General features: G+C 41.6%; 19 protein-coding genes and 2 riboswitches. Of the genes, 16 read left to right on the forward strand and 3 right to left on the reverse strand.

The annotated features are described in order from the left end of the window. Positions 1-123: 123 nt before the first annotated feature. The 13 genes from JTI58_RS20245 to JTI58_RS20305 all read left to right on the forward strand — a co-directional run bounded on the left by JTI58_RS20245 (position 124) and on the right by JTI58_RS20305 (position 10,253). A complete protein-coding gene (locus JTI58_RS20245; protein ID WP_205443318.1) occupies positions 124-1,038 on the forward strand; it encodes a hypothetical protein in 915 nt (304 codons plus the stop codon). A gap of 79 nt (positions 1,039-1,117) precedes the next feature. Next, on the forward strand, positions 1,118-1,354 hold the full coding sequence (locus tag JTI58_RS20250; RefSeq protein WP_205443319.1) for a helix-turn-helix domain-containing protein: 237 nt from the start codon (positions 1,118-1,120) through the stop codon (positions 1,352-1,354). Positions 1,355-1,394: 40 nt separating this feature from the next. Next, positions 1,395-1,649 carry a hypothetical protein gene (locus tag JTI58_RS20255; protein WP_205443320.1) on the forward strand — a complete coding sequence of 85 codons (255 nt, stop codon included), beginning with the start codon at positions 1,395-1,397 and terminating at the stop codon, positions 1,647-1,649. Between the two features lie 137 nt (positions 1,650-1,786). Further along, positions 1,787-1,981 (forward strand): hypothetical protein, encoded by a 195-nt coding sequence (locus JTI58_RS20260; RefSeq protein WP_205443321.1) that lies wholly within the window; start codon positions 1,787-1,789, stop codon positions 1,979-1,981. After that, positions 1,978-2,436 carry a hypothetical protein gene (locus JTI58_RS20265; protein ID WP_205443322.1) on the forward strand — a complete coding sequence of 153 codons (459 nt, stop codon included), beginning with the start codon at positions 1,978-1,980 and terminating at the stop codon, positions 2,434-2,436. The genes JTI58_RS20260 and JTI58_RS20265 overlap by 4 nt, the downstream gene beginning before the upstream one ends. Beyond that, positions 2,436-3,530, forward strand: coding sequence for an SU10 major capsid protein (locus tag JTI58_RS20270; RefSeq protein WP_205443323.1), 1,095 nt, complete (start codon positions 2,436-2,438; stop codon positions 3,528-3,530). Before JTI58_RS20265 ends, JTI58_RS20270 begins: the two co-directional genes overlap by 1 nt. A gap of 282 nt (positions 3,531-3,812) precedes the next feature. Continuing rightward, positions 3,813-4,115 (forward strand): hypothetical protein, encoded by a 303-nt coding sequence (locus JTI58_RS20275; protein WP_205443325.1) that lies wholly within the window; start codon positions 3,813-3,815, stop codon positions 4,113-4,115. A gap of 119 nt (positions 4,116-4,234) precedes the next feature. Further along, complete coding sequence (locus tag JTI58_RS20280) at positions 4,235-4,558, forward strand: hypothetical protein (RefSeq protein WP_205443326.1); 324 nt, start codon at positions 4,235-4,237, stop codon at positions 4,556-4,558. Between the two features lie 74 nt (positions 4,559-4,632). Next, positions 4,633-6,726: a phage tail protein gene (locus JTI58_RS20285; protein WP_243456158.1), complete on the forward strand. Its 2,094-nt coding sequence runs from the start codon at positions 4,633-4,635 to the stop codon at positions 6,724-6,726. Positions 6,727-6,913: 187 nt separating this feature from the next. Then, positions 6,914-7,426 carry a hypothetical protein gene (locus JTI58_RS20290; RefSeq protein ID WP_205443329.1) on the forward strand — a complete coding sequence of 171 codons (513 nt, stop codon included), beginning with the start codon at positions 6,914-6,916 and terminating at the stop codon, positions 7,424-7,426. Beyond that, the gene (locus tag JTI58_RS20295; RefSeq protein ID WP_205443331.1) at positions 7,411-7,815 is read left to right on the forward strand and encodes a phBC6A51 family helix-turn-helix protein; all 405 of its coding nucleotides are present in this window, start codon (positions 7,411-7,413) and stop codon (positions 7,813-7,815) included. The genes JTI58_RS20290 and JTI58_RS20295 overlap by 16 nt, the downstream gene beginning before the upstream one ends. A gap of 856 nt (positions 7,816-8,671) precedes the next feature. After that, entirely contained in the window at positions 8,672-8,977 is a 306-nt protein-coding gene (locus JTI58_RS20300) for a hypothetical protein (RefSeq protein ID WP_205443333.1), read from the forward strand. A 109-nt stretch (positions 8,978-9,086) separates the two neighbouring features. After that, a riboswitch (cobalamin riboswitch) is annotated at positions 9,087-9,270 on the forward strand. A gap of 227 nt (positions 9,271-9,497) precedes the next feature. Further along, positions 9,498-10,253, forward strand: coding sequence for a hypothetical protein (locus JTI58_RS20305; RefSeq protein ID WP_205443334.1), 756 nt, complete (start codon positions 9,498-9,500; stop codon positions 10,251-10,253). 444 nt (positions 10,254-10,697) lie between these two features. Here the strand turns inward: JTI58_RS20305 and JTI58_RS20310 are convergent, their stop codons facing one another. Then, the gene (locus JTI58_RS20310) at positions 10,698-12,635 is read right to left on the reverse strand and encodes an elongation factor G (RefSeq protein ID WP_205443336.1); all 1,938 of its coding nucleotides are present in this window, start codon (positions 12,633-12,635) and stop codon (positions 10,698-10,700) included. Positions 12,636-12,793: 158 nt separating this feature from the next. Continuing rightward, positions 12,794-12,980, forward strand: a riboswitch (cobalamin riboswitch). Between the two features lie 166 nt (positions 12,981-13,146). On the opposite strand from JTI58_RS20310, the gene JTI58_RS20315 reads away from it, so the two are divergent. The 3 genes from JTI58_RS20315 (at position 13,147) to JTI58_RS20325 (ending at position 16,928) form a co-directional block, all read left to right on the forward strand. Next, positions 13,147-14,139 carry an ABC transporter substrate-binding protein gene (locus tag JTI58_RS20315; protein WP_205443337.1) on the forward strand — a complete coding sequence of 331 codons (993 nt, stop codon included), beginning with the start codon at positions 13,147-13,149 and terminating at the stop codon, positions 14,137-14,139. 51 nt (positions 14,140-14,190) lie between these two features. Next, a complete protein-coding gene (locus tag JTI58_RS20320; RefSeq protein ID WP_205443339.1) occupies positions 14,191-14,868 on the forward strand; it encodes a precorrin-3B methylase in 678 nt (225 codons plus the stop codon). Between the two features lie 71 nt (positions 14,869-14,939). Next, positions 14,940-16,928 (forward strand): S9 family peptidase, encoded by a 1,989-nt coding sequence (locus JTI58_RS20325; RefSeq protein WP_205443340.1) that lies wholly within the window; start codon positions 14,940-14,942, stop codon positions 16,926-16,928. Positions 16,929-16,993: 65 nt separating this feature from the next. Here JTI58_RS20325 and JTI58_RS20330 read toward each other — a convergent pair whose 3' ends face one another. Together JTI58_RS20330 and JTI58_RS20335 are read right to left on the reverse strand one after the other, a co-directional pair. Beyond that, the gene (locus JTI58_RS20330) at positions 16,994-17,494 is read right to left on the reverse strand and encodes an amino acid oxidase (RefSeq protein WP_243456160.1); all 501 of its coding nucleotides are present in this window, start codon (positions 17,492-17,494) and stop codon (positions 16,994-16,996) included. An 81-nt stretch (positions 17,495-17,575) separates the two neighbouring features. Next, a complete protein-coding gene (locus tag JTI58_RS20335; protein ID WP_205443342.1) occupies positions 17,576-18,772 on the reverse strand; it encodes a class I SAM-dependent rRNA methyltransferase in 1,197 nt (398 codons plus the stop codon). Positions 18,773-18,815: the final 43 nt, after the last annotated feature.

The following is an 18,815-nucleotide window of genomic DNA, read 5'->3' on the forward strand; positions in this document are numbered from 1 at the left end:
AAAAGAGTGCATTAATAAACGCTATCTATCACTCTCATATATTAGTGATGGTATTTAAAAGAGCATGAACAAAAAATACAACGTGTGGTTAAATTTTTACACCACGATAATGGAGGCCAGCCAATGACGAAAGCAGTCGCAGCTAAATTAAGTAAAGCGGGTCGTGCATTAATTGAAATCGCAGAAGCAGAAGGAAAAACGATAACGTACGAAAATGTATATCCTGGTTCTGTGTTCACACATAAGATTCTAAAAGCCCGACATAAACCGTTGTATAGTAAGGATTTTCCGAAGCCGAAAAAGCCGTCGATCCTAGAACGATTTGCGAATGTTGATGAGGTGTATTTAAAGCGTGCGCCAAAGGGGTCGTTAGAATATGAGGCGTTGCAGAGAGTAAAGAAATCAGAAAGTGCCGACCAAGAAAAGGCCCGCATATGTCCACCTGTTACGGATCGCTCATATGTCGAACGTTCTGACTTTACTTTGCACGACTTATATAACGATATTCGATCTGTCATGGAGTGGTATTCAATCGCTACGTATTTGATGCGCTTGTTGATTTTCAGTAATTCAGCCTTAGTTACGTACACTGACCGTTTAGATTGGGAGTATTACAGAAGTGAGCGAAAGAAATTCCGAAGTTGCCGTTACAAATATTGCTTAAATATGTTTGCGATTGAAGGCGATAATATCCGCCAGGGAGATGTTAAACGAACGGATAGTCGTTATTGCTGCGATACTTGCAGAAAAGCAGATTATGACGCCACTGAGCGATATAAAAAGCATGGCTCCTATTTACCTGTTTATTTCTACGTAGAGCAGACCACTGAACATATTGGAGACACAGCTAGGATGCGTGAGGTAGCAAAACCTTTAGAAGCGATTGAACGTAGGAATGCAAAAGGAATTGCCACGTCGCCGATGAAAGGTAAACAACAAAAACGTGCTGAAAAGCCTGAATTTAAGCCGTTTTTAACTGTAAATATTGCCACTGGAGAAGTGAAATATACGTCGGAAAATCACCTATACAGGTATTAAGGGCAGATTAAGCCCGCATTTATTTTTAGGGTAGTAGCGTCAAAATGAAACACGATAAATCAAAATGAGGAGGGAAACAATGGATATTCTGTGGGAAATTTATGGCATGCGTAAACATAAGAAACTAACGCAAAGAGAGTTTGCAGAAAAACTTGGTTTTTCTCGTAGTGCAGTGAATGATATTGAAAATATGCGAAGAAATCCAAGTGAAAGTTTTTTAGTTTCATTTAATCAAATATTTCATTCTGAAAAAACGGATGAATTCTATTCTTTTTTAGCTATATTAAAGAAAAATTCATATAAATATCCAATATAACATTAACATAAAAACACTGTCTTGTAAAGGAGGTTTTTATTTGTCAGCTGATTTTTGGCGCTTAGATAACGGAAACTTCGCGCTCTACATCGATACCACGCATGTTCGTGAAATCCGTAACATTAAACGGTCACGCGATTGGTCAATCATAGCAACGTATCAAAAGAATGGACGAGTTGTTGGTTTGCAGTGGCGAGTTCCTGAATCGGACTATCGAGCAGCAAAACGTATAGAAAATCGGATTAACAAAGGTGTACATGAAATCGAAGAAAAGCCTTCGTTAGACACAGGTTAGTGATGAGATGAACAAACACCTTACCTAGTGTTCTATCGTCGCTTAAATCAAGCGAAACGACAGATTCATGTCAATATATGTAGCTGAAAAAGCAAGGTGTCGGTGAGGACGATGCCTATTAAAAGGAGGATTTAAAAATGACAGAAGAAAAACAACCAGTAGTAGAAGAAAAATTATTTACACAGAGAGAACTTGATGAAATTATTACTAAACGTTTAGCTCGTGAGCATAAAAAATGCGAAAAGCCCGAGATATTAAAAGTACGAATTGAGGAACTTTTAAGGGAATTAGCTGAATACGCAGATGCGCTTTCTAGGGAGGTGAGTAAGTGATAGATGAAAAACTGGACGAGCAACCTACTCTAGAAACGCAAGTAAACGAGCCAACAACAGAACAATCGGAAATTGACGAGTTACGAGCGCAAGTAGTTGAGTTTGAAGCGCTAAAAGCACAAATAGCAAAACAAGAGGCGACTCAAAAAGCAGAGATATTCGCGCAGAAGGTCGAACAATCGGGCGTTAAAGACTTCGATAAATTACAACCGTTCCTAGATGCTACAAAGCTAGAAGGCGATGCACTCGACGAACTGCTCGGCATTTTGCAGGGCATGAAGCCAAAGCCGGCACCAATTGGGACAGCAACAAACGGCGGTAATGGAAATAAAACTGATCAACAGATTGTACTTGAACAAGCGAAGGCTAAAGCCAAACGCACGGGCTCACCCGAAGATATTGCCGCATTCAGCGGATTAAAACAAAAAATTAAACAATTTGGAGGACGACAATAATGACAAACGCGATCAATACAACAAACTTAGTAGGTAAGAAAGAGTCTGTAGTAGATGAGGTACTTTTACTCAATCCAAACCAAACACCTTTAATTAATTTACTTGGTTTCAGCAATCCAGTAACAAATACGATCCACCAGTGGTACGAAGATAAAATGTTTGATACAAAAACGAAGGTAACAACCGCAGCAACATTGACAGCAACAGAATTAACGGTAGAAAGCGTAGAGCCTTTTGTAGTTCATTCAGTCGCGCAGATTGACGAGGAGTTAGTCCTTGTTACTGCGATTGATGCTTCGGCTAAGAAGTTGACAGTTGAGCGTGGATACGCGGATACTACTGCGGTTGCAATCGTTAAAGATGCCCAAATCGAGTTCCAGTACGATATGACTCCAGAGGGAGCAGACGCACCGAAATCGCGATACAAATCGCGTACTCCACAAAATAACGTAACGCAAATCTTTATGGAATCAGTAGAAGTAACAGGTTCAGCGCAAGAGGTTGAGCAGTACGGAGTAGATGACCTTTATAACTACGAAAAAGCGAAGAAACAGTTAGAGGTAGCACTACAACTTGAAAAATCACTAATCAACGGAATCAAGCTAGACAACGGCATTGTGCGACATATGGCTGGATTACGACAACTAATTAAAACGAATGTAATCGATGCTGCAGGCGCATCAGTGGCAGTTAAAATGCTGGGAGACTTGGTGCAAGCCGTATTTGAAAAAGGCGGTCTGGCTAGTGGTGGACAGTATGCGTTTATTGTATCGGCTAATCAAAAACGTGCAATCAGCGACCTCCAAAGCGATAAAATCCGTATTGTCCAAGCTGAAACTAGTCGAGGTCAAGTAGTGGACCACATCGTCACAGAGTTTGGCCGTTTCCCAGTAATTATGAATGATAACGTAAAACCGACGGAATTATTCTTCATCGATATTAACCGTACGAAAATTAAGCCGTTAGGTAGTCGTGGTTTCCATCACCAAGACACTGCAATCACAGGCGACCATCGACGTGGTTTTATCGTAGGCGAGTACACGCTTGAGTTCAAACAAGAGTCGGCGCATGGTAGAATTAAAAATCTAGTGTAACAATTTCCAAGAGGTTAGCGATTAATTTCGCAGCCTCTTTTTTATTACGGCGGATTATTCCGCCACCAAGCCTTTGATGCGGCGTGAGTCGTGTCTTACCTATGGGGCTGTAAATTGTCATAGGGCACTAGGCGTGAAAAACCTGGTGTCCAAACTCCGAACAAAGCGGTATTGTAGCACCGCGATTTTGGGCGTCGTAGCCGGTAGAAGCCACGACGCCTCTTTTTTTATTTACAAAAAACTGGAACTGATTTATTTTTAACTTAAAGGACGGTGTTCAAAATGATTGACGGACAAAACATATCAAGTATTATTGAAAAAATGAAAAAGTTGCATATTAATGATCCTGCAATTTATAAATATTGGGATCAATTGATTTTAGAATTTAATGACGTGAACGATACCATATGTTTTTTAGACGGTTGCACAGAAGAAGAAATTGGTTGGTTATCATCGGTTTTCGATGATTTGGCCTATAAATTTCAAAGTAAGGGATATGCAGAATGTCTTAAGAGACTGGATGAAAAATATCCGGATAATGTGTTATCCAATTTGGTTGAATTAGCAGAATCGTGTATCGATTAATACCGCGCTCTTAAAAAGAGTTGCGGTTTTTTCTTATTGTGCGGGTTTTACGCTCGCAGCAGGACGCTCTATTTTAGGGCGCCTTTTTCTATGCAAAAAATGCGAGGGGGCTACGGAAAATGAGTAACATAGATAGAGAAATAGAAATTTTAACAAAAGCCACATTACTAGCGGGAGCTTTATTAGACGCAGTTACAAGTAAGCGTGAGTCGATGTTACCAAAGTTAAAAGAACTTGAAGACGAAGTAAAAGCGACTCAACTAGAGGTACACAAAAATTTAAAACGATTAGTAATTATGACGGTGAATGCGGCGATCAGATATTGTTCTAGCGGAAAGCAATCAGACGCAAAACTAACGCGTAGGAACGGAAATGAAGTTGCTAAAGAGTTAGGTCGTTTAAAAAGACTTGCACATCGCAAGGAGGAAACTAGATGGCCGTAAATTTAACCGCGGTGTTTCGCGTAAGAGACCAGGGGACTTCGAGGCTTCGACAGATTACATCGATGATGGACCGCATGAACCGAACAAGTCGAGCAACAGGTGAATCAGTAAGTCGAGCACAAACAGCGGTAAATAGGTTTGGTAGCGCTGTATCTTCTACATCCAATCGTATGAGCAGCTTTTCTACTCGTATGACAGGCTTACGTGCAGGAACTAATGGGCTTAGTGCAAGTTTTAGTGGTATGCAAAGTTCTTTAATCGGTTTAATGGGGGCATACGCTGGTGTGAATGGGGCGGCCAAGTTGTTTAACGCAACTATAGGCGCTGCAGCAAACTACGAACAAAATGCGATGGCTATTAGCGGGATGTTTGGTGATGATAAACAAGCAAAAAAGTATCTTCAAATGGTCGAAAAGGCTGCTATTGATAGTCCAGTATTGAACAGCACAGATATGATGACAAACTCAAAGGCATTCATAGGAATCAGTAAGAACCTTGATGAATTAAAACAAGTTTGGGGTTTAGTTGAACGTATACAAGCGCTTTCTGGCGTAGACACTCAACAGGCAGCTTTCTCAACAAAAGAGCTTATGCAAGGTGACTATGTTTCAATGTACGAAGCAGTTGGACTAGATAAAAAGGAATTGCAAAAAATCACTAAAATGGACGGCATGTCTGCTAAGATGGCTGGTTTAGATAAATTATTAACCAAAATGGGTGTAACTGATGAAATGGTTAATAAGATGGGGAATACGACAAAAGGATTGTGGTCGCAACTTGAAGAGAAGTCACAGACGTTCTTTAGAAACATGGGAATGGAGAGTAATACAAAACTAGGAGAATTCTTACGACGACTAAATAAAATGTTTGATGGTCTTGATACTACCTCTCTCAGCAATAAATTGGGAGGTATGCTTGCTAAAGCCACAGATAAAGCGATTGCTTTATACGATATATTCGTGAAATGGCGAACACAAATAGCATACGTAGCAGGAGCGATTGGCACTTTTGTAGCTGCGCTAGCTGTAGTAGGAACAATTTCCGCGTTGGCAAATCCGATAGCACTTATAGCAATGGGAATAGCCGCAGCAGTAGTCGGATTCAAAGCGCTCTACGACAATAGCGAAATGTTCCGAGGAGCAATCGACGGTATAGTCGGCAAGGTTAAATCGTTATGGTCCGCATTTAAGACGGGCGGCACGGGCGGTTTAATCAGCGCACTATTTCCGCCTGATATTGCGAATCAGATTAACTCGTTAGTTGGCGGAATTAAGGCGAAGATTTCTGGACTAATGACTGCGTTCAAATCTGGCGGATTTAAAGGCGTACTGGAGATGCTAATTTCTCCTGAAGCTATCAGCGCAATGACATCACGTTTTGCAACGATAAAGGAGCAGGTAATTAGCGTATTCACTAGCCTCGTTGAAGCCGTGTTGCCCGTACTGCAAACGCTTTGGTCAACGGCACAGCCTATTCTTAGCGCTTTGTGGGACGCATTAAAAATCGTAGCTGACGTCGTAATGCTCGCTTGGAATAACATTATCGCACCTACGATTACATTCGTTATGAAAACTTTTAAGCTTATGTGGACGGTGATTGGTCCGATACTTGAACTTCTAGGTGCGGCGATCGGCGCAGCCTTTAAGATATTGCGCTTAGTATGGGATACGATTGTAGGTCCGTTTGTAGCGTTTCTAGCCGGAGGATTTACGCAAGCATTCGGAGCAGCTACGGAAATTGTTAAAGCGCTGACTCCCGCATTCAAAACTGTGGGCAGTTGGATTAGTACAGCGGCAGGATACTTAAAGGACTTCGCAGCAATTTTAGGAAACATTAAAATGCCAGACTGGATTGGTAAAATCGGTTCTGGTGCCGTAAGTTGGGCGAAGAAATTGATACCAGGCAAGGACGGCGGAGCTGCTAAATCGCATTATAGCGGATTAGATTCCGTGCCATATGACGGATATACAGCGCGTCTCCATAAGGATGAACGCGTTTTAACTGCGCGTGAAAATCGTGATTATTCGGAAGGTGGCGGAGGAAACGGCACTGGCGGAGGAGTCGTTATCTCTGGTAATAACTTTACAGTACGTGAAGAGGCGGACATACATCGTATAGCGTTTGAGCTAGCGAAATTAATCGAACAGGAGATGGTGCAAACTGGCTAAGAGTTCTATCGCGATATGGCTGAAAGATCGTCATAACGTTTATAAGCAATTTCCGGTAAATCCAGAAGTAGTTAGTCGCGAGTCTCCGTTCGATTTTACTACGGTAAATAATAAATGATACTTGGCCGGCATCGGCTTTTATAGCGTTGCTTGCCTTTTCTATTACAACGAAAGAAGGGGCGATGAAATGAAGCGATCATCTACAATTGAAGAATTAAAAGAGGACATTGAGCGTTTACAGGCAGAGATTGATGCGTCAGATGTGAAGCGAGGTTATTGTAAAGTTCCGTTCCCATCGGTTAGTGACGTTTGGGCAGAACAAGCATATAAACGTAATTTAGTAGATATAAAGCAGTTTTTAGCAGAATATACAGAACTAGTTTTAACAGCAAAGGAAATTATACCATTGGGTGAACAAGACCGTATTAATGAGTGGTTAGAGATGCTAAAAGTTGCGAGAGAAGCGAAGGATTTAATACTAGGTTCTACGTGTACACTGATTGCTGCTTTATTACTGATCGCTACTAACGGTGACAGCAGAATGCATTACGCAAATTTAGCGGATATGCTTGTAAGTATCATTGAGGAAACGCCTTATTCCGTTTATTCCGAAGATGTCTATAAAGGCGACTATGACGGAAATTATGATAAATACTACGCTGACAAACGAGAGGAGCTATTAAAATGGAGAGCAAACTAGAAGGTATTTTAAAAGAATTGACGGCCGATCAGGCGAAGGCTGCCGAGTTGATTTACGAAAACGACCTATTACCGAAAGGTAAGCGTCGTTCTTACGTTGAAATTGCAAAGGAAATTGGCATATCTGACCGGACATTACGTAAATGGAGACAGTTGCCTGCGATGTTAGAATATAAGACAGCGGTAACAGATATGTATTTATCGGATAATCGTACGCGCGTTATGCAGGCGCTTATTCAAGGTTGTGTGGACGGCAACGCTTCGCATATGAAACTGTACATGCAAACGATGGGTATGCTAGTTGATAAGGCGGAAGTTGAGATTAAAGCGCCTAATGCGGATCCAGATGCAGTTGCAGCTCGATTAGCGAATATTAAAAATCGATATTAAAAGGCGGTATATCAACGATTTAGTGCGGTAAAGTATTATAAATGCGGAGTTGGCTACGTGTTGGCTTCGCTCTTTTTTTATGCGTTGGAATGGCGTTAGGGCTTCCGTTTAATTCCGAAATACGAGGAAACATCGGGCAGAACGTGCTGGCGGACGCGCTACCTTGAAAACAAATCGTTATCTGACAATTTAACCGGTATTTTATACAGCATTTTATGCAGTATTGTAACGCATGTGCAAATAGAGATAGTCGCAAGAATTGCGGCATATTAACGATGTATAAGATTGTGTATATGTTGTTTCAGCGCAGAAGTAGAGAAACATTGTTATATGAATGGTTTTACGTATATTTTAGTTTACATAATCAAGCTTATGGGAAGTTGGAAATGAATAAATATTCATTTGATATTCATTGCGTCAATTAAACGTTGGATGACTCGAAAATCCCCCCAAGCCACCGACTTCCTACAGGCGCTTTCTGCTGTCCGATAATTACAGATACCATTTTCAAAACAAGCCGGTTTTTGCGATGTCAGAGGCTTCGAGAATTGTTGAATCGGATAGTTGTGCGTGTAAGTTTGTCTGAGGTGCGTTTATTATTAGGCTGTTTATGTTAATATTTCAAATTTATAGAAGTGAGTTATCCCGATTGAACTTGCGTCAGTTTTGCGTTAAAAAAATGAGCGCAAGGGATTCCTGCGCTCGTAACTCGTTTTTTCAAATGTTACATAAATAATAACCTAAAATAAAAGTGCCGTAAATACCTTTTTTTAAAAGCCGTCAATCAGTCGCTAAAGCCTATTCTCATGCGGTTTCTTTCAGTATATACTCCGAATAATAGATGGAGGTGATACGGATGTTAAAAAGAAGACATTCGGTAAAGGACGTATTAGAGAAGTTAAATATTACGGACAAAACATTAACTAGTTACGCGGATTTAATGTGTGAAGTAGACGACAATTTTGCTGATTCGTTGGAAAAGACCAGAAAGTATAGCGGTAAAGAAATCGAGGTTATTCAGTATATGCTGCGTAGAAAATCCGAGGGGATTTCGAAAGAGATGGCCCGCGATGAAGCTGCGGAAGTATACTACGATCAAAGTAAATGTGAAGACGTGCTGTCAGAATTTCAGAGTTTGTTAGATAAAATTAAGAAACGATGATTAGTAGTTTGGAAAATATTATGATATTTGACTTTAGAAAAACACTACTTTACAATTGATTTTAGTAATCTAATAGGAATGTGGAGTACACTCGATTCCTATGACAACTGAATAGCGTGTAGTAATAGGTGTAAATTGCGTGCAATTTGCTTAAAAGGGAAGTCGGTGCAAATCCGACACTGTCCCGCAACTGTAAATGTGAGCGACTTTTCAGCAACCACTGTCTTTGGACGGGAAGGAGAAAAGAAGCGATGACCATGAGTCAGGAGACCTGCCTGTTATGAGTACACACCAGTAACCTACGAGGAATAGGAGGTGGCATGTTGACAAAACAGAATGCTCTGTTCGTCACAGTACGTCAAACGCCCATAGTAAATGAAAGGGTTCACAATCGGACTCGTTCACACATACTTAGGGTTTGTTTGGCATTGTGTGATGAAAGAAGATAAAGCGAAGGACTTCCTCAAAACGTAGGGAGTCCTTTTTGTTTTGAAAATATGTACGCAAAGGGGATGCACGTATGACGAATATTCATGTAACGACAACGCTGGAAACGCCTTATGAAGATATGAACATTTGTAAGCAACCACGCACAGAAGTTGCCAAGAAAGCGAAAACAAGAATGGTGGTCGAATCGCTGATCGATCAATTATTAGCAACGAAGCTGATTCGCAACGATCGCTTCTTTGAACAAATCTTATATAATAAAGAAATTATTTGGATACAAAATGGGGATGTGGACGGTCATCTTTTGGCAAAAGCAGCATTAACAGATGAGCTGAAAACAAAGACCAATCATTTTATGATGTATATGCCGACCAATCCGATTGTCTATGAGGTCAATGGGGAAGCGTATCACTTAATTACGCGCATTGATTCAACACGCGCAAAGCCCAACCTTGATCGTCTAACATTGGAGCCAAAGCCTGTTTTAAGTGCCGCTCGTGTCAATGACTTATTATGCTCGATTGTCATGCGCTTTTATGAAACATATCTACACGATTTAGCGTCTCACCATGACAAACTCATCGCATTCGTGCAGCAGGAATATGCCCAGTTTATTGAAGCGGTGCAAGCGTTAAATGATTATCATTTCAACTGGCATCCACGCGGCAATGGGCACGAGCTCTTACTGCAATTAATTGATCATCTACAAATTTTAAAAAGTCACCCAGGCAAGGTACTGATTGATTTTACGAACAAGCATGACTACGTGATAGTAGAACCCGCTTATTTGATGGACAAACCAACAAAGAAAGCCGTCGGTGCACTATAAGAACAAGCCCTCCGCTTTATGGAGGGCTTGCTTTCATTTAAATGCAGGATCGAAATATATTCACGTTCAAGCAAGAAATACCCGCGCTTGAGCTATGAGTACCCGCGGAAGCAAGTGAAATACTCGCGCTAGAGCAATGAATACCCGCGGAAGCAGGAGAAATACCCGCGCTTGGGCGACGAATACCCGCGAAAGCAGGAGAAATACCCGCGCTAGAGCTATGAGTACCCGCGGAAGCAAGAGAAATACTCGCGCTAGAGCGATGAATACCCGCGGAAGCAGGAGAAATACTCGCGCTTGAGCGAAGAATACCCGCGAAAGCAGGAGAAATACCCGCGCTTGGGCGACGAATACCCGCGAAAGCAAGAGAAATACCCGCGCTTGAGCGAAGAATACCCGCGAAAGCAAGCAAAACACTCCCGAGCGAGTAGGCCGACTCCTGCCCTATAAACAATGCATGGCTGCCTGTGCTTCATGCCACGGAACCGTATATCCTTTGCCCTTTGCACAAAAAATACTGGAGGAACTATATTCAGGGTCGGCATTTTTATCGTAGCCAATCTGTGCAATTACTTCCTCTGTATTATGGCATATATCATAGCCATCAAATTGGAGTGTGAGTGCACCTTTCCCATTTGTATAGGCAGCAAAGGTTGTGCTGTAGCTCATTAAAGTGGCAACGGGCGCGCGACCTGTTAGCACCACATCTGTTTCGGATAATATCGGGTCATCAAATGTGCCTGCTGCTTGCTGAACGTCAGTCATCATGCGGCCGATAAAGTCGTTTGAAGCCTTCATTTTAAAACGATAATAGGGTTCAAGTAGAACATTTTGGGCTTGCTCTAGTCCCTGGCGCAGCGCACGGAAACTAGCTTCTCGGAAATCGCCGCCCGATGTATGTTCATTATGCCCGCGACCTGTTAGAAGCGTAAAATGAACATCTGTTAAAGGGAAGCCTGTAAGTAAGCCATGATGATCGCGCTCAAACAGGTGCTTTTCAACAAGGCGCTGATTGCCTACGGATAAATGATCTGCATGACAGGCATTGCTGAAGGTATTGCCGGTTCCACGTGGATTTGGCTCCATTAATAAATGAACTTCCGCATAATGCTTGAGTGGCTCGAAATGGCCATAGCCTGTCACCTTCGTCGCAATGGTCTCCATATATAAAATTTGCGGCTCGCCAAAGGAGACGGCTAATGAAAAACGTCTCATTAATACCTCTGTCAGGACCTCCAATTGAATGACACCCATAATATGGACATGGATTTCCTGGAACTTTTCCTGCCAAACGACACGTAAAGAAGGCTCTTCTGCTTCAAGTAAACGGAAAATCTGTAGCACTTCCTTGATATGCTGATCGCCCGCATATTGAACCTTTGCCTGTAGCGTTGGGACAAGCTCATAGGGCTGTGTTAGCGTCGTTGTACCGATTCGATCTCCAATGTTTGCCTGACTCAGCCCTTTCACAGCGAAAATCTCTCCTGCTTCAACCTGTTGAACGGACTCAAAGCGACTGCCATTATAAAGGCGAATTTCTGTCACTTTTTCTGTCACTTCACCAAATGAAAATTCATCCCGCACATGTAAGGAGCCCTTGACAGCCTTCATAAAGGTTAAACGCTGATGCCCATCATGACGAATTTTAAAAACCTCTCCCTCAAACGGGACATTCTGGTCAAATTGGGTAGCCGTTAACAGGGGAAGCTGGTCAAGAAATTCCTGAATGCCCTCATCCTTTAAGGCAGAGCCTGTAAAGCAGGGGAAGGCACACTCATTTTTAATCATGGCCTGTAGCTGAGCAAGACATGGTTCATGCTCTAATGACTCATTCAGAAAGGCATCCAAAAATTTTTCATCACGCTCCGCCAGCCATTCCATGATGCTATTTGACACATAATCTGCTCGCAGCGGTTCATCGACGAACAACACATGCTGAGAGCAATCTTTACGAAGCTGGCTCATGACAGCTCCTACATTTGCTCCTTCACGATCCGTTTTATTGATAAAGAAGAAGGTTGGGACATGGTATTTACGTAAAAGCTGCCACACCGTTTCTGTATGGCCTTGTATCCCTTCGACAGCGCTAATGATAATAATGGCATAATCCATCACACGAATGGCACGCTCCATCTCAGGGGAGAAATCGACATGCCCAGGTGTATCAATCAATGTGTATGTATCATCGCCAATGCTCATGCGACCTTGCTCGGCAAAGATCGTAATCCCACGCCTGCGCTCTAGCTCATGATTATCGAGAAAGGTATCCTGATGATCGACTCGACCACGGGCTTGAATACTATTTGTATGAAAAAGCACTTGCTCAGAGAAGGTCGTTTTCCCTGCATCCACATGCGCAAGTACACCGATTGTTTTGTACATAAGAAATCCTCGTTTCTATAGATTGCTATCTTTTCATTGTAACAGAATACTCGCATATATAATTCTTGTAAAATAGTTCGTATTTTTGTCGAAATAGTGCTAATATAGTGATGATTGCATAATTAGCGTCATACTACGCTAGTCTATCAATAGTATTGACCATAATAGAACGTATTGGTGCAAATGGCATTTGTCATTTGCTTAAAAGGGAAATCGGTGCAATTCCGATGCTGTCCCGCAACTGTAAATGGGGAGTCTATACAGCATGCCACTGTAGTAAAGCTATGGGAAGGCGTATAGATGATGAACCTAAGCCAGGATACCTGCCAGTATGTGTTTTTTGACTAAGAACCACGAGGATGGGGATAGTGATAAAGGTAATGATGATACCGTTATTTCACTATGCTACTCTCTTGGCGACAAGAGGGTTTTTTTATGCCCTTCCAACCACCTTGGTAGCAAAGAAGTCTCTGATTTCTTTCTATATTTTAACAACAAAGGAGAAAAGGACATGAAGAAATGGAAAAGTATATGGCTGATGATGATCATTGCCTTGGTCGCTATTTTAGGGGCTTGTAATGCAAAGGACAAAACTGAATCAGCAGCACAAGGTGAAAAGGTTGAGCCATCTGAGGCAGCAACAGAAGTAACCATTGAAAATAATGACACAACCCAAACATATAAGGAAGCACCTACGAAAGCGATTAGCTTAAATCAGCATGTGACAGAAATCATGCTGGCGCTTGGCTTAGAGGATTCTATGGTTGGGACGGCTTACTTAGATGATAAAATCTATGAGCCACTCCAAGAGGCATACGATAAAGTCCCTGTGCTTTCAGATCAATACCCTACGAAGGAGCAAGTGATTGATGCCGAGGCGGATTTCCTATATGCAGGCTGGAAAAGTGGTTTTGGTGAAAAGGGCGTTGGCACACCAGAGGAGCTTGAAGAATTAGGCATTCATACGTATTTACATACGGCTTCTAACATGACAAAACCAACATTAGAAGATATTTTCACTGATATTCGCAATATCGCGAAGATTTTCCGTATCGAGGATCGTGGCGAAGCTTTAATTGAGCAAATGACAAAAGATGTAGAGGCAGTACAAGCTAAATTACCAAAAGATAGCGAAAAATTACGTGTTCTTGTGTTTGATAGCGGTGAAAAGGATGTATTTACAGCTGGTCAAAACTTTATGAATGAGCTAGTGACAATCGCGGGTGGTCAAAATATCTTTGGTGATGTGGAATCAGGCTGGACAACTGTGTCGAAGGAAGATGCAGTAGATCGTAATCCAGAGGTTGTTGTCGTGATTGATTACGGTGAAACAACGGCAGAACAAAAGATCCAATTCTTAAAAAATGATCCAGCATTAAAGGAGATGGAAGCTGTCAAGAATGAGCACTTTGTCATCCTGCCACTTTCAGCAGCGTCTGAAGGGGTTCGTGCGGCAGAGGCCATTGAAATTTTAGCGAAGGGCTTCTATCCTGAAAACTTTTAAACCATTCGAGCTAGCGCTTTGCTAGCTCCTTTTTCATAAGGAGCGATATCAATGAACGCATTTCAAAAAAACGTACCAGATCAAACATTTGAAACACTAAACCGTGATGGTGAATTTACCCGTCTAGCAGTTAGCCCTGGCATTATCAATAAGCATTATACGCCAGCGCAATTTCAAAAAATAGCCGAAATTGCTGGCGAAAAGGGGGCGATTAAGTATTCCGCCTCCTATAGTATTCTCGTATCCATTCCAACGAGCGATGCGACAGAAGCTGTGCAAGCCTTACAGGAAGCGGGTCTTTATGTTGCGCCCTCTGGCTCCATTATTGCCATGAAGGCTTGCGATTTTTGTGATGGTGAGAAAATGGAGGCAGCTCCGATAACCGAACAGCTCTATCACGCCATAGCGGGGATAACGGTACCTGCAAGAGTACGTGTCAATATCAATGGCTGTGCATCTGCCTGCTACAATGCAGTCTATGATGATATTGGGCTCGTGTATCAGCAGGAAAGCTTTGATGTCTATTTAGGTGCTGTGCCGATGGGGGCAAAGGCACAGGCTGGCACATTATTCGCTAAAAGGGTAGGTGTCGAGCACATTGAAGATTTTTTACTGTACATGATAGGCCTTTATAAAGAGCATGCTCGCCCGAATGAACCCTTTTATAAATTTTATCGCAGAACAAAGTCCGCAGAATATTGGGAACTAGTAAAAAATTCTATTAAATAGCAGGAATATTACTTAGGGTGTCGAAGTATTGTAGTAAGGCACAGAAAATTACAATACAAAGGAGCAAGAACATGACATCGAAACAAGGGATTCAACCAGAAGATCTTTATCACTTAAAATCAGTAGCAGATCCACAGCTATCACCCGATGGAACTGAGGTAGTTTATGTAGAGACTCGTATGGACGAGAAGAAAAACGACTATATCTCGAATTTATTTTACATAAACTTGAAGGACAAAACGCCACAGCAATGGACATTTGGTGAGGATAGAACAAGTTCCCCTGTTTGGTCACCAGATGGCAGCCAAATTGCGTTTTTGTCAACGAGAACAGGTAAATCGCAAATTTATGTGCTATCGAAAGCAGGTGGTGAGGCAAAACAGCTGACACATTGTAAAAATGGGGCAACATCACCTGTCTGGTCCCCATGTGGCAAGAAAATTGCTTTTTCAGTTGTCCTAGGGAAAGATGAAACCATCCAAGATAAAGCGGAGGATGAGAAGAAAAAGGACAAAGAACTCAAGCCACTAGAAATCGAGAAAATGAAGCACAAATCGGATGCTGGTGGATTTATTGATATGGAGCAGTTTGTTCATATTGCCCTTGTCAATGTGGAATCAGGAGAGCTAGAGCAAGTGACGGAGGGAAAAGAGTACTTCCATCTGGGTACATGGTCGCCAGATGGCAAATACCTTACGTACTTAGCCGATAAAGCGGAGGATTTGGATTTCTCATTTAATGTGGATATCTATTTATTGGATTTAGAAACTAAACAGAGCCGCAAGCTAACAGAAGGCTGTGGTGCATATTACCAAACGGCTTGGTCTCCGAATAGCCGATTCCTTTCTTTTGTAGGTGGAGAACGTGAATTTGAAAATGCCACACAAGCGAAGCTATGGATATATGACATGGAGCAAAAACTGCTAAACTGTGTAACAAGTGAATTCGATGCGCCTGTTGGTGATTTTGTCATCGGTGATTTCCTGCAAGGTGTAGCGTCACCACGCGTGCAATGGATGAATGATAATCATAGCTTCTACTTCCAAGTCACAGATCACGGCAATGCGGCGATTTATTTCGGAAATGTAGATGGCGAAATTTACCCAGCTATTCATGATGATCAATATGTCTATGGCTTTTCACTTGATCCGCAAAACGATCAGGCTATTGTAGCGATTAGCACAACGACAAACCCAGGCGATTTGTTTTATGTAAACCTAAAAACAGGTGACAAAGAACAGTTGACGTCAATTAATGAAGAATTTTTAAAGACCAAAACATTAGCTGTTCCCGAAAGTATTGAATTGGAAGGCGCTGAAGGCTGGAAGGTCAATGGCTGGATCATGAAGCCAGTTGGCTATGAAGCAGGGAAGAAGTATCCTCTTATTCTTGAAATCCATGGTGGTCCACATGCGATGTATGGCAACACCTACTTTAATGAATTGCAAATCCTTGCTGCACAAGGCTTTGCAGTGCTTTATACTAATCCGCGTGGTAGTCATGGCTATGGCCAAAAATTTGTGGATGCAGTACGTGGCGATTATGGTGGCAATGATTATGCAGACTTAATGGCAGCGGTAGACTACGCTTTGGAGCACTATGATTTTATTGACCAAGACCGTCTTGGTGTAACAGGTGGAAGCTATGGTGGTTTTATGACCAACTGGATTGTGGGCCATACAAATCGCTTTAAAGCGGCTGTGACGCAGCGCTCCATTTCAAACTGGATTAGCTTTGCGGGTGTCAGTGATATCGGCTATTATTTTACAGACTGGCAAATTCAAGCGGGACTCGATGATATAGAGAAGCTATGGCATCATTCACCGCTGAAATATGTAGACAATGTGGAGACACCATTATTGATTTTACATGGTGAAAAAGACTATCGTTGTCCAATTGAGCAGGCAGAACAATTATTTATTGCCTTAAAGTATCGGAAAAAAGAAACAAAATTCGTTCGTTTCCCTGAGGCGAATCATGAACTATCAAGGAGCGGCAAGCCCACATTACGAATTAATCGACTTGAATATATTCGTGATTGGTTTGTGAAATATCTATAATAGGGTGGCCTAAGAAGAGCATAGCTTCTTAGGCTATTTTTAATAGAAAAGCCCTGTATGATTGTTTATAACGTTTCAATCGTTTGAAAAATCTCTTTGTAAAGGATATCTAACCCTTTCTCACCTTTCATATAGAAATACCAAACATCTTCTCGATTTGCATCATGATCATATAAATAAATTGTTGTATGAGAACCGTTATGTAATGATTCCCAATGAGCCGTTTCAAATGTAGTTCCTTCTCTTGTAAATGGAAAATGACGTTTTGGTGAATCAAAAAAAACAATGGGGATTTTAGCGTTTTCATAAGCTTTAACCAATTTATCAGCTGATGCTTCTTCAAACATCACGGGTGTTATCATAACAGCATCAAAATTTGTGGAAATATGTAATGTATCCTCGCTAAATTCATCTAATGCAATGGTTTCGAAATGAATTTTTTCGTTATTTAATTCAGGGATAGTACCAACTACAGCCATTTTTAAAGGCGCTCCATCATATTTAGTTTCATCATTTGAACATGCAACTAATACTAACAAACTTAATATGAATAAAAATTTTTTCACAATTATCCTCCTTTTTTCTCACGATATCGTTGTGTTCATCACATAAAAAAAGAATCACAACAAGGTGTGATTCTCGATGGGTTAGTCGATTTTCTGGATGAACACGACCTTCAGATAATTAAACTCAGGGTATTCACGTTGTACTCGGAAATCCTTCGGCAAACCGTATTCCTCCACGATTTTATAGCGTGTACGAGTTTCTTTAAATGCTTGGTCAATAAAGCCTTTGAACTTTTTCATACCGAAGCTAGCATTATTTGTGGAAGCCACAATGATGCCGTTTTTAGCGGTAATGGCAATCGTGTCCTTCAGTAATTTAGGGTAGTCCTTTGCCGTTGAAAAGGTCATTTGCTTCGTACGTGCAAAGCTAGGTGGGTCTAAAACGACAAGGTCAAACTGTAAAGCATGACGCTGCGCATATTTAAAATAATGAAAGACATCCATGACTTTTATATCCTGTGCCTCATAATCAATATGATTGACACTAAATTGCTCAATTGTTTTGGCTAGACTGCGCTTGGCTACATCTACACTCGTTGTCTTGATGGCACCTCCTAGAGCAGCTGCCACAGAAAATGCTCCTGTATAGGAGAACGTATTCAGCATGTCAGTATTATTCGCATAACGCTCACGAATAGCTAATCGCACCTCACGTTGATCAAGGAAAATCCCTGTCATGGCACCATCGTTTAAATGCACTGCATAGGTCATACCATTTTCCTTTACCATGATGGGAAATTCGCCTGGCGTGCCCATCACAAAATCATCCTGCTCGATATACTGCCCTTTGCTATCAAAGCGTTTTTTCTCATAAATCGCTTGGTAGTTCACTGTCTCAGCAAGCGCCTCATAAACCACTTCTCTAAATGAGTAAATACCCTCACTATACCAGCTCACCATGTAGTAGCCGTTAAAAAAGTCGATCGTTAGACCGCCGATGCCATCTCCTTCACCGTTAAATACACGAAAGGCTGTTGTGTTTTCATTGTTGAAGAATGCAGCACGATTGTCGATGGCTTTTTTGAATTTTTTCATAAAAAAAGGTTTATCGATGGTTTCATTCGCATCGGTCGTTAGCACCCAGCCAATCCCTTTATTTTGGATTCCGTAGTAACCTGTTCCAATAAAACGGTTATGGTGATCCATGAGCTTTAGGAGTGTTCCTTGCTCAGCAGGTAGACGTCGTGCATCGACCGCATCCTTTGAAATAAGAGGGTAGCCTTTTTTTAATTGATCAGAAAAGGGCTGTTGTATTTGTAGTGCCATTATTTGTGTCATAGTGTCATCCTTTAAAAAACGTTTTGCTCTATTATCGCACTGT

Origin of the sequence: Lysinibacillus fusiformis, from assembly GCF_016925635.1 — a bacterium.
GTDB lineage: Bacteria > Bacillota > Bacilli > Bacillales_A > Planococcaceae > Lysinibacillus > Lysinibacillus fusiformis_F.

Bases quoted from the DNA above. Each gene is read 5' to 3' on its own strand.
- JTI58_RS20245 (WP_205443318.1), top strand. From the start codon at position 124: ATGACGAAAGCAGTCGCAGCTAAATTAAGTAAAGCGGGTCGTGCATTA.
- JTI58_RS20250 (WP_205443319.1), top strand. From the start codon at position 1,118: ATGGATATTCTGTGGGAAATTTATGGCATGCGTAAACATAAGAAACTA.
- JTI58_RS20260 (WP_205443321.1), top strand. From the start codon at position 1,787: ATGACAGAAGAAAAACAACCAGTAGTAGAAGAAAAATTATTTACACAG.
- JTI58_RS20270 (WP_205443323.1), top strand. From the start codon at position 2,436: ATGACAAACGCGATCAATACAACAAACTTAGTAGGTAAGAAAGAGTCT.
- JTI58_RS20275 (WP_205443325.1), top strand. From the start codon at position 3,813: ATGATTGACGGACAAAACATATCAAGTATTATTGAAAAAATGAAAAAG.
- JTI58_RS20280 (WP_205443326.1), top strand. From the start codon at position 4,235: ATGAGTAACATAGATAGAGAAATAGAAATTTTAACAAAAGCCACATTA.
- JTI58_RS20285 (WP_243456158.1), top strand. From the start codon at position 4,633: ATGAACCGAACAAGTCGAGCAACAGGTGAATCAGTAAGTCGAGCACAA.
- JTI58_RS20290 (WP_205443329.1), top strand. From the start codon at position 6,914: ATGAAGCGATCATCTACAATTGAAGAATTAAAAGAGGACATTGAGCGT.
- JTI58_RS20295 (WP_205443331.1), top strand. From the start codon at position 7,411: ATGGAGAGCAAACTAGAAGGTATTTTAAAAGAATTGACGGCCGATCAG.
- JTI58_RS20300 (WP_205443333.1), top strand. From the start codon at position 8,672: ATGTTAAAAAGAAGACATTCGGTAAAGGACGTATTAGAGAAGTTAAAT.
- JTI58_RS20305 (WP_205443334.1), top strand. From the start codon at position 9,498: ATGACGAATATTCATGTAACGACAACGCTGGAAACGCCTTATGAAGAT.
- JTI58_RS20310 (WP_205443336.1), bottom strand. From the start codon at position 12,635: ATGTACAAAACAATCGGTGTACTTGCGCATGTGGATGCAGGGAAAACG.
- JTI58_RS20315 (WP_205443337.1), top strand. From the start codon at position 13,147: ATGAAGAAATGGAAAAGTATATGGCTGATGATGATCATTGCCTTGGTC.
- JTI58_RS20320 (WP_205443339.1), top strand. From the start codon at position 14,191: ATGAACGCATTTCAAAAAAACGTACCAGATCAAACATTTGAAACACTA.
- JTI58_RS20325 (WP_205443340.1), top strand. From the start codon at position 14,940: ATGACATCGAAACAAGGGATTCAACCAGAAGATCTTTATCACTTAAAA.
- JTI58_RS20335 (WP_205443342.1), bottom strand. From the start codon at position 18,772: ATGACACAAATAATGGCACTACAAATACAACAGCCCTTTTCTGATCAA.